Genomic DNA, 12,759 nt, shown 5'->3' with positions numbered 1-12,759 from the left:
CGCGCCGACACGACCGCATGCGGAGAGTACACGATAACGCGCCATCTGGCATATGCCGATGGCATATTTCATTTCCTGGCACGCCCGCGGCGGCCCGGCCCGGCGATGCAATACTGGCCGCGACAAGCTCCGACGGGTCGTAAATAGACTTTCGCGTTAATGCGATCGGCAGATAAGGCGGAGGATGGCCGTGAATCCGGAACTCGTGTCTCTCACGGAGAGTGCCGGAACCACGGTGGTCACCCTGATGGCGACCGACGCGTGGCAGGCCACCCGGAACCGCGTCCTTGAGCTGTGGCGCCGCGTCCAGCCCGCGCGGGCGGACGCCACCGCCGTCCAGCTCGACTCCTCCCACGAGGACGTCCTCGCCGCCGGGACGGACGGGGACCAGCAGACGGTGGGCGAGGTGCGGGCCCAGTGGCAGGGGCTCTTCCGCCGCCTGCTCGCCGCCCACCCCGAGGCGGAGCGGGAACTCCGGGCCCTGCTCGACGACCTCGGGGCGGCGCACGGCCCGGCCCTCCCGTCGACCGTCCAGCACGCGACCGCCTCCGGGCACGCCCGCGTCTACCAGGCCGGACGCGACCAGCACGTCACCGAGCGATGAGCGGTACGGGCAGCGGGCCCATGGACGGCCGCGCCCGGGACGACGGCAGGGTCTACCAGGCGTCCGGGGACCAGCACATCAGCGAGTACCACCACCACTACGGCGGCCCGGCCGGGCCGGCGGGCCCCGACTCCGTGCGCAGACCCGCGGTCGGCCGGGTGCCGGTGGTCCTCCGCGACCGCACCGAGGTCCTCGGACGGCTGCACACCGCCGTCGCCGACGGCAGCAGCGGTGAGATCTACGTGCTGTACGGGATGGGCGGCTGCGGCAAGACGGCGGTGGCCCACGCCCTCTTCCGTACGGCCACCGCCGAGTACGGCCGGGTGGGGCTGTGGGTGAACGCCGCCGACCGCGCGAGCCTGCGCTCCGGCATGCTCGCGGTGGCCGCCGACCGGGGCGCGGGAGACGGCGAGCTGCTGGCCGCCCGCAACGGCTACCGCCCCGCCGCCGACCTCGTGTGGCAGTACCTCGACCGCTCCGCCGAACCCTGGCTGCTGGTGCTCGACAACGCGGACGACCCCGCGATCCTCGGCGACGGCAGCTGGCTGCGCACCAGCCCCCGGGGCACCGTCCTGGTCACGACCCGCCGCGCCGCGCCCCGGTGGTGGCCGGGTGCGGAACGGCAGCACATCGGCGTCCTGCCGCGCGAGGACGCAGCCCGGGTCCTGCACGACCTCGCCCCGCACACGGGCACGCTCGCCCAGGCCGCCGAGATCGCCGACCGGCTGGGCCGGCTCCCCCTCGCGCTCACTCTCGCGGGTGGTTTCCTCTCCCACCAGGTCATAGACCCCTGGACGATGGACGTGTACGGGCGCCATCTGGAAGAAGGGCAACCTGTCCAGCTGATCGACCGAGGAGCCGATGACGTGAGCGACGCCGACCCCCGCCATCTGGTCGGACGGACCTGGCAGTTGACGCTCGACGCCTTCGCCGAGCGCGGACTGCCCGAAGCCGTCGGGCTGTTGCGCCTCATCGCCCGGCTGGCCCCCGAGCCGCTCCCGCTGTCCGTCCTGAACGACGACGCCATCGGCGCCGTACTGCCCCGCGCCCGCGCCGAGTCCGCGCTGCGGGCGCTGCTCGACCACTCGCTGACCGAGCTGGTCGACATCGGCGACGCCCGCGACGCCCGCGAGAGCCACCCCGCCGATGCCCGCGACACCGACACCACCAACGGCACCGGTGCCGGCGGCGCGGCCGCCGACTCCGGCACCCTGCGCTGCCTCCGCAGCCACGGCGTGCTGCTCGACAGTGTCGTCGCCGCCACCCCCGCGGCGCAGGCACCGCTGCTCGACGCGACGGCCGGCCGGCTGCTCGGCGCCGCGCTCCCGGCCGTGCCCGACGCGGGCCCGCATGATCCGCGCCTCCGCCCGCTCGCGCCCCACGTACTCGCGCTGCTGCGGCGGACGGCCGATCCGGCCACCGCGGCGGAGGTGCTGGAGGTCGCCACCCGGCTGGCCGCGGCGCTCTACCGCACCGGCGACTACCCGTCGGCGTGGGAGACCGCCGACGCGGCGGCGGACAGCGCGGCGCGGACCCTCGGCGACGACCACCGGGCCGTACTGGCCGCACGCTCGCGCGCCGGGCGGGCCCTCTTCCGGCTGGGCCGCTACGCCGAGGCCGGCGAGTCGCTGCGGGGCACCCTCGCCGTCCAGCGGGAGCGCTTCGGGGCGGAGGACCCGGACAGCCTGGACACCGCCCACGGGCTCCAGCTCGTCCTGGGCAACCTGGGCCGGGCCGAGGAGTCCCTGGCCCTCCTCCGGGCGACGGCCGCCGGCCGCGCGGCCGCGCTGGGGCCGTGGCATCCGCTGACCCTGCGGTCCCGCTCCAGCCTGCTGACCGCGCTCAGCGCGGCGGAACTCACCGCGGAGGACGAGCGCACGCATTTGCTCTCACTGCCGGAGCAGTGCGCCGAGCACCTCGGCGCCGACCACATCGTCTCCGTCGGTGCCCGGCACAACCACGCCTGGGCGCTGTACCAGTTGGGCCGGTACGAGGCCGCCGACGCCGAGATCCGCGAGGTCGCCGAGACCTACCGGCAGCGGTTCGGGCCCGACTACCCGATCGCCCTGGCCGCCCGTCAGCTCCAGGCCCGCACCCGTGCCGCCCTCGGCCACACCGACGAGGGCATCGTGCTCATGACCGACGTGGTCGCCCACCGGGCGCGCAGCCTCGGCCCGGACCACCCCTTCACAGCCGCCAGCCGCGACCTGCTCGAATCCCTCCGCGGGGGCCGCTCCTAGACACCCGCCTCCCCGGCAGCCCTGGCGGAGAGGCGGTGACGGCGCCCACCCGGAGGCCGGGGAACGCCTCTACGTCAGGCGGAGGTTGCCGAGGTCGCGGGGGCTGAGGCCGGGGCCAGAGCCGGGGACGGGACGGAGGCCGCGGTGGCGCCGGGCGGGCGGGTCATGAAGACGTCGACCGGGTCCTCGTCCTCCACCACGAACCCGTGGCGCTCGTAGAGCCGCCGGGCGGCGCTGCCCTGGAGGACGTCGAGGCCGACCGTCGCGCCCTCCGCGTCCGTGCGGGCCAGCACCGAGCGCAGTACGGCGGACCCGAGGCCCCGGCCCTGCAGGTGCGTGGCGAGGTAGAAGTGCTCCAGCCACTGCCGGCCGTCGGCGGGGCGGAGGGTGATGCTGCCGACAACCTCGCCGTCGGCCTCGATGATCGACGTGTACTCCATGGAGAAGGTGTCCCGCAGCCGCTGCCGCACCCGGTGCTCGTCGTAGCGCCCCAGCCGCTCCAGATCGGCCCGCATCACCGCGGCCCGCAGCTCCGCTATCGCCTCTATGTCGGACGCCACCGCGGAGCGCAGCACCCAGCCGTCCCCGTGCCCCACCGCGGTCGCGCCGCTCTCCGTCACCCTGGAATCCATGGCCGGAGTATCTCAGCCACCCGCGCTGACCAGGCACGGGAGGTCTCCCGTACGACAGTTGCCCGCACGCACCGCACCCGAGCGCCGCACGCGCCCGTCGCACCCGAGCACCGCACCTAAGCACCGCGCCCGAGCGCCGCCCACGGGCTCGGCGAACCGTCCGGCGGTCCGCGAACATCAATTGAACTAGTGCAAAAACTGTTTGACGCTAGTTCAATCGACCACTAGCCTCGCGCCCGTGATCACCACCGTCTCTCCCGCCGAACCCCGCGACCACGCCGCCTGGCGTCAACTCTTCGCCGCCTACGGCAGGTTCTACGGCATCGAACTCTCCGAAGCGGAGATCGACCGGGCGTGGGCCTGGATACACGATCCGGCGCGGTCCGCCCGCTGCCTGATCGCCCGAGCCGCCGACGGCACCCCTGTCGGCTTCGCCCACTACCGCCCCGAGGACTCCCCGCTCAGCGGTACCCGCGGCTTCCTCGACGACCTGTTCGTCGATCCCGCGCATCGGGGCGGCGGCACCGTGGACGCGCTCTTCGCCGAACTGCGCCGCGTCGCCGCGGCCGAGGGCTGGCCGAACATGCGGTGGCGGACCGCCGACGACAACTACCGTGCGCGCGCCGCGTACGACCGGCACGGCGCGAAGACCGTCTTCCTGACCTACTCGATGGACACGCCCTCGTAGGTCCAACCACTGTGGCCGGCAACCCTGTTCGCCGTCTGCGGTGCCGCGCGCGAACCGCGCCGCCGGTGCCGGACCGGCGCCTCGTCCCCCGGACTCCCGGATCACCCCGCCCCTGGCGCGGTGCCTTCCGGTGCCGCCCGCGTGCGGTGAACCGGACCGAGTCCTGTGCCGGACAACCTCACCCGGCGACTCGGCGACCAGGGGGCAAGGAAAAGGAGAACGAACGGAATCGGCTCACTCGTTCGAGAGCCGGCGAGTAGCGTGCGAGCTGTGGACGAGCTGAGCTTCCGGAGCAAGGATCGGCGCCATGCCCTGCGGTCGATACCGGTGCCGCTGGTTCTGGGGTTGCTCTCCGATGCGACCGCCGGCTTCTTCCAAGCCACCCGTCTGGCCCAGTACTGGCTGGCGGGCGGGATGATCGCGTTGTCGGGTCTCGCCGTCATCGTCGCCACTCGGAGCTGGACCACGGTCGGGGCTTCCGGGATAACCGTCTGCTGGGGCTTCAGGCGACGCCGCACCTACCCCTGGCAGGAGATCCGCTGGATCGACTTACGCGAGATCGACGCCGACGAGCAGAAGACGCTCAGGGTGTGGATAGCCCTCGCGGACGGCCGGCGCCGCAGCCTGCCCGCACTCCACCACAGCACCCGGAACCCCGACCCCGAGTTCGAGGTGAAGTACTGGCGGGTCCTCAGATGGTGGCGGCAGAGCACCGCCCCGGAAGCGAGGTTCCGGCCGCCGGTGCGACCGAGCCGTCCGACGACGGCGCAAGCCGGAATCCTCCTGGTCCTGCTCGTAGCGATCGTCATCTGGCTCGCCGTCCTGGGGTACTAGGGCCGCGGCCAGGCGTCGGGGCGGACCACGCGCGCGTCGTGAGCTGGTGGCGTCGGAGCACGGCCCCGACCGCGCGGTCCCGGTCGCCGGAGCGGTCGTGGAACCGTATGGCGCCCTCGGCAGCCGGCTGAGTTCTGGGCCTGGTCGCGACGGCTCTCGTGTTGCTCGCCGTTCCCGCGACCTGAGCCCCTGCGACCCACCGGCGGTGCTGGGGGCCGGGGGGCCGGGGGCCGGGGGGCCGGAAGGACTCACTGCGCAGCGTCGCCGCGCAGTGAGTCGTACGAGAACGTTCCCCGGCCCCGCCGGCTTCCGCCTACCGGTTCACGCCGGGTCCACCGCCGACGTCTCGGCGTCCGAAGCACCAGCCGACGGGCCGGAGTCCGCCGTACCGGCGTCCGGCCCACCGGCCGCGTCGGCCTTGTTCATGGAGACCGCCTCCGCCTCGGAACGGGCCTGGTTGCCCGAGACCAGCCGCAGCGGGACCTCCTTCAGCATCAGCGAGAACACGACCGCCGCCAGCAGCAGGACGGCCACGACCGCGAAGACCACGTCACCGGAGTCGGAGAAGCCGACGAAGAACGGGTGGCTGAGCGGCTTGGCGAGCCCGTTGAGGAACGAGGTGTCGTTCAGTCCGCCGCTCAGGTGCTGGTGGAGCGAGGCGACCTGGTCCGGGTGGGCCTTGGAGGCTTCGGTGAAGCTCTGGGTAGCGCCGGCCTTCGCGTACTCGTGCGGGATCTTGGTGCCGGCCAGCGAGAAGAGGACCGACAGGAAGATCGCGGTGCCGAGGGTGCCGCCGATGGAGCGGAAGAACGACGACGCTGCGGAGGCGACGCCCATGTCCTTCGCGGGCACCGAGTTCTGCATCGCGAGCACCAGGCTCTGCATGTTCAGGCCGAGGCCGACGCCGAAGACGGCCATGTAGACGTCGGTCTGCCACAGCGGGGTGTCGGCGCCGATCGTGATCATCACGGCCATGCCGATGACCATGAGGAGCGACCCGACCACCGGGAAGATCTTGTACCGGCCGGTGCGGGCGACCAGCTGGCCGGCCACCACGGAGGCGATCATCAGACCGGCGACCAGCGGCAGCGTCAGCAGCCCGGACTTGGTCGGCGAGGCGCCCTTGACGATCTGCAGGTAGAGCGGGATGACCGACATGCCGCCGAACATCGCCATACCGATGATCGTGACCTGGGCGGAGGCGACGGAGAAGGTGCTGCTGCGGAAGAGCCGCAGCGGCAGCAGGGCGTCGTCCCCCATCCGGTTCTCGACCCAGACGAACAGCACCAGACCGGCCGCACCGATCAGGTAGCAGGCGAACGAGCTGACCGAGGCCCAGCCCCAGCTCTGGCCCTGCTCCGCGACGACCAGCAGCGGCACCAGGCCGACGGCGAGCAGCGCCGAACCCCACCAGTCGATCTTCCGCTCCCGGCGGACGTGGTCGAGGTGGAGCACCTTGGCGATGACGACCAGCGCGAAGGCCGCGATGGGGACGTTGATGTAGAAGATCCACCGCCAGCCGGCGGTGCCCAGGAAGCTGTCCGTGCCGGAGAACAGGCCGCCCAGGACCGGTCCGAGGACGGAGGCGCTGGCGAAGACGGCCATCATGTAGCCCTGGTAGCGGGCCCGCTCACGCGGCGGGATGATGTCGCCGATCACCGCCAGGGCGAGCGGCATGATGCCGCCGGCGCCTATGCCCTGGAAGGCGCGGAACGCGGCCAGTTCGTACATCGACTGGGCCAGGCCGCACAGCGCCGACCCGATCACGAAGATGACGATCGCGAGCATGAACAGCCGCTTGCGGCCGTAGATGTCCGACAGCTTGCCGAACAGCGGTGCGGCGATCGTCGAGGTGATCAGGAACGCCGTGGTGACCCATGCCTGTGCGGACAGGTTGTTGAGGTCGTTGCCTATCGTCTTGATCGCGGTCGAGACGATCGTCTGGTCCAGCGCGGCCAGGAACATGCCCAGGACGAGCCCGGACAGGATGGTCAGGATCTGGCGATGGGTCAGCGCGCCATCGGACGGCGCATCCGCCGGATGGGTTGCAGTGACACTCATACGGTGCTGCCTTCTGCTGAGCCGGCGACGCGAACGGAGTACCGCTCCCGGCCGGTTGTCCAATGGGTGTGAGTCGTGTCGTAGGCGGCGGTGAACCGCGCGAGCAGCTGGGCGAACTGGCTCCGCTCCTCGGGCGCCCAGCCGTCCAGCACCTCCTCGAAGAACGCGGAACGGGCCCGCTCGTGCTCGGCGATCACGGCCCGGCCGGCGTCGGTGACGACCAGCAGGTTGGCGCGGCCGTCCACCGGGTCGGCCCGGCGTTCCAGCAGCCCCCGCGTCACCAGCACGGCGACGTGGCGGCTGACCGTCGACAGGTCCGACTGCACACTGACGGCCAGCGCGCTCGCCCGGGCCGGGCCTTCGACGGCCGCGGTACGCAGCAGCATCTGCAACGCCGAGTCGACGTCGTCACCGGCCGCGGCCAGCAGCCGGGCTTTGGACCGCCGCACCGTTCGCAGCAGATCGATCACCGAGTCCGCCACCGAGGGCTCCCCGCCCCCGCGGCCGCCGCACTCTCCGCGCGGAACCGTTACTTCCTCGCCGACGGCGGGCATCCCCACCACCTGATCCACCATCAACACTCCTCACGAGTACTATACTTGAGTACCACAAGTACTTGGGTGACGCAAGCAATAGTCCAAGTCAGGGCTTCTCCACCCGGATCGGGCGCCACCATCACGAAGTCCCCTCTTTCTGTGCGGCCAGTCAGCCCGCGGGCGCCGAACTCAGCCCCGGCCCCGGCCCGTCGCGGTGCACGATGTCCGCCCCCTGCCCGAACCGCCACTCCAGGCAGGCCGCGAGCGGGCATCACCCGGACCCGTGGATCGCCCGGGAGCCCGACAGGAAGACGGGGCTGCGGACTGGCGCGGTTCAGTACCTATATGGAGGTCGGCCTTGCTGGAAGCGGAGTCCTGCGCGTCGTCTACGGCGAACACGTCGCGCTGGAGGACGCGTCGCTGTCCGTTGGCAGCGGAGAGATCGTCACGGTCGTCGGGCGGAGCGGTTCGGACAAGTCGACGCTCCTGCACTGTCTGGCCGGTATGGTGCGCCCCTCGGCCGGCAGGATCAGGCTGGGAGACATGCGGGTCGACACCGCCACGGACGACGAGCTCAGCGAGTTGCGCCGCAGCCGGTTCGGTTTCGTCCTCCGGTTCGGCGAACTGGTACCCGAACTGAGTCTTCTGGAGAACGTGGAGCGTCGCTCCGCGGATCGCCCGCCGGCCCGGCTGCGCCGCGTCCTGCCGCTGGCAGTCGGCATCCTGAGCCTGGCCGGACTGGTCATCCACCAACCGGCGCACGCCGGGGGCGATCAGACCCTCCTGTTGGCGCTGCTCTACCTGGCCGTCCTGCTGTGCCTGGTCGGCGTACCAGTGGCACTTCCCGCCCTTGTCCGCTCCTGGACCGGACGGGCGGCCAGGCGCAGCAACCGCCTGGCTCTCCAACTGGCCGCCACCCGGCTGCACCGAGGCCAGGACGACACCACGCGGGCGGCGTCCTCCTTGGCCCTGGGCATGGTGGCCCTGGCAATCCGCGGGCCTGCTCCTGTCCGTCTTCGACCGCTCGGCGACCGACTACCTGGCCAAGGCGTCCGCCACGCCGGCCGGACGCGCCGTGGTGATCGACCACCCCACCGCCGCTGTCACGGCTGCCGACTACACCGCCATCCCCCAGGTACGGGCCGCCGTGGCCCTGCGGCTCTACCAGACCGCTCCAGCGCTCCCGGGGACCGCCCCCGAGCTGGTGTCCGCACTGGTCGCCGACTGCGCCGACCTCCAGGCGATCTGGGGCCGCGACCTCACTTCCTGTCCGCCGTCCGGCCAACCGGCGCGGATCGACTGGCCCGGTACGGGCATCCGCGTCCGGCCCGGTCAGCACGTGGAACTCTCCTATGCCACCGATCCCTCACCCGGGGCGCCCCGTATCCAGGTCACCGCGCCCTCCGCGGTCCTGCGTCTTCCCCGCGTCTCAGGAGCCGGCGCCTTCACCGCGGACCTGCTGATCCCCCCGGTGGCCCTTGCCGGCACCTCGACGGCCGCGCCCCCCGCACGCGAACTCCTCGTGTTCACCGACGGCACCGCCGCGACCGAATCGGCCGTCCGCTCACGCGTCCTGGCCGCCGATCCCGCCGCCGTCATCGACAGCACGTCCCTGCAACTCGCCCAGTCCGCCGCGAACATCGCCCCCTACCGGGCCGTGACCTGGACGGCGGCCGCAGCCGTGGCCCTCCTGCTGCTGACCACTCTGGCCATCACCGGATACGACGCCGCCGTCAGCCGCCGACGTGTGACGGCGTCGCTGGTGGTCGCGGGCGCGGAAACGTCGACGTTGCGACGAGCCCAACTCTGGTATCCCGCCATCCCCATGATCATGGTCGGCGCCCTCGCCGCTGTCACCGACGTCCTCCTCAACAGTGCCTTCGACCGGATCACCGCGGGTCATGTCGGAGCCCACCTGGGTGCGGTCGCCGTCATGGCCGCGGTCGCGCTGTGCGGCATCGCCGTAGCCACCCCGCCCGCCTGGGCCGTCACCGACCGCAGGCCCGATCCGACACTCCTCCGCACCGAGTGAGCGGCCGGGGCCCGGCACCCCCATGACCGCCTCGCCCTGGCACGGACCACGGCACTCCGCCGACGGTCGGCACGGTGCCCTCGGCCTTCGGCGACGTCCCGACCGCAGAGTCGATGACCTGCGGTTTCACTGCGACGCGCCGTCCCTCACTCACTTACGGAGCCGGCTAGGACCGCTTTCGCAGGACTGCTTTCGCAGGGCCGCTTTGCGGAAGTAGCTTCCGGTGATCCTGGCCGCGGACGCCCGCGCCGTGGGGAGGATAGAAGGTAGGATAGGTAGCATGAGTGAGCCTACCGGCAAGTACTCGATCACCATGCCGCGCGACATCGCCGAAGCCGCGAAGGCCCGCGGCGGCCCCTCGGGGCTGTCCGCCTACGTGACGTCCGCCGTCGCCCGCCAGATCGAACGAGACAACCTCAACGAACTCATCCAGGTCGCCGAGGCCGAGCATGGCCCTGTCACCGACGAGGAGATCCAGTCCCTGCGCGACCAACTGCTCCAGGCGCGTCGCGAGCAGAGGCCGGGCAAAGCGAACGCCGCATGATCCGCTCCCCCGCCACCCCTGGGGGCTCCATCGTTCTTGACAGCGAAGGGTTGGCCAAAGCCGTCCTACGCGACCGGGCGGTGACGGGCTGGCTTGCCTTGGCCCGCGCCGACGACCTGCGGGTGATCACCTCAGCGGCCACGCTGGTGGAGGTGATCCACCCTCGAATCAACCGTTCTGCCTTGGACTGGACGCTTTCCCGCCTGACAGTCGAACCGATCACCGAGACGGTCGCCCAGCACGCAGCCGGCCTTCTCTCAGCCGCTGGGCTGCACGGGCACAGGCACGCCATCGACGCCATGCTCGCCGCCACTGCTTTGGCCGCACCACAACCCGTTGCCGTCCTCACCTCGGACCCCGACGACATCTCCGCACTCTGCGGCGGACGCGTCACTGTCATCAAGGTCTGACTGGCCGGGGCCACGGCGATCAGCCGGCTGCCCCGCACCTCCACGAGACCGTCACGGAGAGAATGACTCGACGGCCTCCAACCCGGCGAACCATCGCGGTCAGAGCGCTAGGACTGCTTTCGCAGGGCCCCTTTGCGGAAGTAGCTTCCGGTGATCCTGGCCGCGGTCCGCGTGGGGAGCAGCCGGCTGAACACGAAGGTCTGGAACACGAAGGCGCGGCCGTCGACGACGGCGGGGCCGCGGCCGCGCAGGGCGGCCATGACGGTGTCGGCGACCTGTCCGGGGCGGCGTTTGCCGCGGGCGCTACCGGGGTTCATCGGGGTCTCGGTCGCGCCGGGGCTGACCGCCACCACCCGGACGCCCGTGTCGCGGGTCTCGTGCCAGAGCGCGTGGGTGAAGGAGAGGACGAACGCCTTCGACGCGGCGTACGCGGCGTTGTAGGGCGCGGGGGCGTACGCGGCGGTGCTCGCGATGTTCACGATGGCGCCGTTTCCACGGGCGAGCATGGCGGGCAGGAAGAGCGCGGTCGTCTCCGCGACCGCCGAGGCGTTCAGGTCGACCAGCCCGCGTATCCGCGCCGGATCGGCGCCGCCGACCGTTCCGACCAGGGCGGCGCCCGCGTTGTTGACCAGGACGCCGACCTCGACCCCCGCCTCCGCCAGCCGCTCGGCCAGCTCGGCGGGGGCGCCCTGCCGGGAGAGGTCCAGCGGCACCGTCAGCACGTCGACGCCGTGCTCGGCGCGCAGTTGTGCCGCCGCCGCCTCCAGTCGTGCGGAGTCGCGTGCCACCAGCACCAGGTCCGTACCCTGCGCGGCCAGTCTCTCGGTGATCGCGGCTCCGATACCCGTTCCGGCCCCGGTGACCAGCGCCGCGCCCTGGTCGACGGCCCGCTGCGCACTTCGTTCAGTCGCTGTCATGGCCGTCACGCTAGACTTTCACGTTGACGTCAAGGTCAAGTCGGCGGTGCGTCGGGCGGCCGACGGGCCGGGGTGGATGGAGGAGCCGGACGATGCGAATCGGGGAACTCGCCGAGGCGACCGGGACCAGCACCCGTGCGCTGCGGTACTACGAGGAGCAGGGGCTGCTGCGCGCCGAGCGCCGCGCCAACGGATACCGGGAGTACGACGAGCAGGCGGTGCTCCAGGTCGCCTTCGTCCAGGACCTGTACCGCGCGGGCCTGTCGTCCGAACTCATCCGGGAGATCATCCCGTGCGCGGGATCGAAGCGTCCCGACGGCGACTGCTCGGCGCTCCTCGGCCGCGTCCGGCAGGTCCGCGACCAACTCGCCGAGCAGGAGCGACAGTTCGCCGAGCGGCGCGACATGCTCGAACGCTACCTCTCCGGCGCCGCGCTCCCGGCCGGCATCGACTCCCACCTGCACGAGCAGGTAGCACCACCCGTCGCCGCCAACGGATCCTGAGTCCCGGGGAAGGACAGCCGGCACGAGTGAGCCCACCGGCAGATACTCGATCACCCTGCCGCGCGACATCGCCGAGGAGCGAAGGTCCGCAGCGGCCCCTCGGGGCTGTCCGCACGAACTCCTCCGTCCCGCCCGTCACCCGACCGGTGAGGCGGAGCGCGGCGGTCGACGGGGGACTCCGGGAGGCGGGACGGCGCGCCGGTCCAAACGCGCGTCGCACCAGGGTTCACACCTCTCGACGAGGGAGCAGACTCGGGTAGCCCCTGGTCTGAAGGGCTAGCGCCGACCGCATGGCCGCCACTGCCATGCCGTCGAAGTCGCCGTCGATCCTTTTCGCATGGACCCTATCTGCCAGGAACTCGCCCGTACATTCCGAAAAAAAGCAGGCGAAGTGCCTCTTTCTGGCCCATTTCACGTCCGGGAATCTTATGCTGTTCTGCTCCTGAAGGGCGTCGAACCAGTCGGAGCCAAACACTTCGACGACCACGTGGGGGCAGTCGCCGTAGATTTCACGCCCTCTGAGTGCCTCCTCGTTCGGATAGCCGAACTTCACCTGCGTGCATCCTTCAAATCGGATCAGGACAGGGTCGATCTTGTCGTCCACAGTGAGGATGCTGCATGAATACTCGTCCATGAGCAGCATGGCACAGCCCTGATCGTTGATCTCCAGTCCGAGATCAACCTCTTCCAGTCGAACGGAATCCACATCTTCCTCTGGTTGATTCTGTGATCGTGTCGCCCAGCGCCGCCACGTCCGG

The 12,759-nt window shown here is 71.4% G+C and carries 13 protein-coding genes and 1 pseudogene; 9 read left to right on the top strand and 5 right to left on the bottom strand.

Annotation, left to right across the window (positions count from 1 at the left end; genetic code table 11):
• Positions 1–247: 247 nt before the first annotated feature.
• Together BS72_RS21010 and BS72_RS21005 are read left to right on the top strand one after the other, a co-directional pair.
• Positions 248–604, top strand: coding sequence for a hypothetical protein (locus BS72_RS21010; RefSeq protein WP_232792485.1), 357 nt, complete (start codon positions 248–250; stop codon positions 602–604).
• Complete coding sequence (locus BS72_RS21005) at positions 601–2,844, top strand: tetratricopeptide repeat protein (RefSeq protein WP_407638994.1); 2,244 nt, start codon at positions 601–603, stop codon at positions 2,842–2,844. The genes BS72_RS21010 and BS72_RS21005 overlap by 4 nt, the downstream gene beginning before the upstream one ends.
• A gap of 74 nt (positions 2,845–2,918) precedes the next feature.
• Here the strand turns inward: BS72_RS21005 and BS72_RS21000 are convergent, their stop codons facing one another.
• Entirely contained in the window at positions 2,919–3,476 is a 558-nt protein-coding gene (locus BS72_RS21000) for a GNAT family N-acetyltransferase (RefSeq protein WP_051951347.1), read from the bottom strand.
• 238 nt (positions 3,477–3,714) lie between these two features.
• Here BS72_RS21000 and BS72_RS20995 point away from each other — a divergent pair, with 238 nt between their 5' ends.
• Entirely contained in the window at positions 3,715–4,164 is a 450-nt protein-coding gene (locus BS72_RS20995; protein WP_037912617.1) for a GNAT family N-acetyltransferase, read from the top strand.
• Between the two features lie 270 nt (positions 4,165–4,434).
• Positions 4,435–4,998 (top strand): PH domain-containing protein, encoded by a 564-nt coding sequence (locus BS72_RS20990; RefSeq protein WP_157856292.1) that lies wholly within the window; start codon positions 4,435–4,437, stop codon positions 4,996–4,998.
• 321 nt (positions 4,999–5,319) lie between these two features.
• Here the strand turns inward: BS72_RS20990 and BS72_RS20985 are convergent, their stop codons facing one another.
• Together BS72_RS20985 and BS72_RS20980 are read right to left on the bottom strand one after the other, a co-directional pair.
• The gene (locus BS72_RS20985; RefSeq protein WP_078901513.1) at positions 5,320–7,059 is read right to left on the bottom strand and encodes an MDR family MFS transporter; all 1,740 of its coding nucleotides are present in this window, start codon (positions 7,057–7,059) and stop codon (positions 5,320–5,322) included.
• Positions 7,056–7,634, bottom strand: coding sequence for a MarR family winged helix-turn-helix transcriptional regulator (locus BS72_RS20980; protein WP_051951345.1), 579 nt, complete (start codon positions 7,632–7,634; stop codon positions 7,056–7,058). Before BS72_RS20980 ends, BS72_RS20985 begins: the two co-directional genes overlap by 4 nt.
• Positions 7,635–7,940: 306 nt before the next feature.
• Here BS72_RS20980 and BS72_RS38540 point away from each other — a divergent pair.
• The 4 genes and pseudogenes from BS72_RS38540 to BS72_RS37385 form a co-directional block, all read left to right on the top strand.
• Positions 7,941–8,261, top strand: a pseudogene (locus BS72_RS38540) (ATP-binding cassette domain-containing protein); the annotation flags it as partial.
• 184 nt (positions 8,262–8,445) lie between these two features.
• The gene (locus BS72_RS20970; protein WP_157856291.1) at positions 8,446–9,627 is read left to right on the top strand and encodes a hypothetical protein; all 1,182 of its coding nucleotides are present in this window, start codon (positions 8,446–8,448) and stop codon (positions 9,625–9,627) included.
• Between the two features lie 280 nt (positions 9,628–9,907).
• The gene (locus BS72_RS20965) at positions 9,908–10,171 is read left to right on the top strand and encodes a CopG family transcriptional regulator (protein WP_037912604.1); all 264 of its coding nucleotides are present in this window, start codon (positions 9,908–9,910) and stop codon (positions 10,169–10,171) included.
• On the top strand, positions 10,168–10,581 hold the full coding sequence (locus BS72_RS37385) for a PIN domain-containing protein (protein WP_037912601.1): 414 nt from the start codon (positions 10,168–10,170) through the stop codon (positions 10,579–10,581). The genes BS72_RS20965 and BS72_RS37385 overlap by 4 nt, the downstream gene beginning before the upstream one ends.
• A 107-nt stretch (positions 10,582–10,688) precedes the next feature.
• Here BS72_RS37385 and BS72_RS20955 read toward each other — a convergent pair whose 3' ends face one another.
• Entirely contained in the window at positions 10,689–11,498 is an 810-nt protein-coding gene (locus BS72_RS20955) for an SDR family NAD(P)-dependent oxidoreductase (RefSeq protein ID WP_037912598.1), read from the bottom strand.
• Positions 11,499–11,590: 92 nt separating this feature from the next.
• On the opposite strand from BS72_RS20955, the gene BS72_RS20950 reads away from it, so the two are divergent.
• Positions 11,591–12,001 (top strand): MerR family transcriptional regulator, encoded by a 411-nt coding sequence (locus tag BS72_RS20950; RefSeq protein WP_037912596.1) that lies wholly within the window; start codon positions 11,591–11,593, stop codon positions 11,999–12,001.
• Between the two features lie 226 nt (positions 12,002–12,227).
• Here the strand turns inward: BS72_RS20950 and BS72_RS20945 are convergent, their stop codons facing one another.
• On the bottom strand, positions 12,228–12,707 hold the full coding sequence (locus BS72_RS20945; protein ID WP_037912593.1) for a hypothetical protein: 480 nt from the start codon (positions 12,705–12,707) through the stop codon (positions 12,228–12,230).
• Positions 12,708–12,759: the final 52 nt, after the last annotated feature.

This window comes from Actinacidiphila yeochonensis CN732, assembly GCF_000745345.1.
GTDB lineage: Bacteria > Actinomycetota > Actinomycetes > Streptomycetales > Streptomycetaceae > Actinacidiphila > Actinacidiphila yeochonensis.
This window is presented reverse-complemented; position numbering and strand designations above follow the sequence as displayed.